At 39.9% G+C, this 564-nt stretch carries 2 protein-coding genes; one reads left to right on the top strand and one right to left on the bottom strand.

Annotation, left to right across the window (positions count from 1 at the left end; genetic code table 11):
* Window positions 1–92: 92 nt before the first annotated feature.
* Window positions 93–245, bottom strand: a complete 153-nt coding sequence (locus AC3G7N_RS22105) for a hypothetical protein (RefSeq protein ID WP_489424261.1) — start codon at window positions 243–245, stop codon at window positions 93–95.
* A 150-nt stretch (window positions 246–395) separates the two neighbouring features.
* Between AC3G7N_RS22105 and AC3G7N_RS22100 the strand changes: the two genes are divergently transcribed.
* On the top strand, window positions 396–542 hold the full coding sequence (locus AC3G7N_RS22100) for a YjcZ family sporulation protein (protein ID WP_489423989.1): 147 nt from the start codon (window positions 396–398) through the stop codon (window positions 540–542).
* The last annotated feature ends 22 nt before the right edge of the window (window positions 543–564 follow it).

Raw genomic sequence — 564 nt, 5'->3', positions numbered from 1 at the left:
AACATGTTCTTTTGAAATTTTTTAGCCTTAAGTATTGACAGCTATTAGCTGGTATTCTTGAAGATACTCCCTTACGTACTTTGCAGGGGCGTCTAGCTTTCGCTTTTCTTAGAGCGCATTCGTTCAATAGCTGGAATTATGAATGCCCACGCAGTAAATCCGCCAATTGCTAAGCCGATAATTGCAGACCAGTCGTCCCTTAAGCTAAAGCTGCCCTCAATTACTAAGCGCACAAGTACACCCATAACGGCAAATATGACAGTGGCTATGAGACATGTGGTGCGATGTCCTATTTACACCGTATTTCCCTGGTAGCCCAAGTCCAAACACTTTTATTAACTATACATATAGTATTAATGTAAAAAACCTCGAAATGGATGGAGGGAGGGATAGATATGAGCTTTGGATATGGAGGCTATGGTGGTTTTGATAAAGGCAACGATGGCTTTGATGGCGGTAAAGGATTTGCGCTAATCGTTGTATTGTTTATTTTGCTTATCATTGTTGGCGCGGCAATGTTTGATGATAAAAAGTATTATTAATTAAATTAGGAAATGGACAAGG

The sequence above is a fragment of the Virgibacillus carmonensis genome (genome assembly GCF_057836705.1).
Note: the sequence above shows the minus strand (reverse complement) of the source record. Positions and strands in the feature narration are given on the sequence as shown.

Bases quoted from the DNA above. Each gene is read 5' to 3' on its own strand.
- AC3G7N_RS22105 (WP_489424261.1), bottom strand. From the start codon at position 245: ATGGGTGTACTTGTGCGCTTAGTAATTGAGGGCAGCTTTAGCTTAAGG.
- AC3G7N_RS22100 (WP_489423989.1), top strand. From the start codon at position 396: ATGAGCTTTGGATATGGAGGCTATGGTGGTTTTGATAAAGGCAACGAT.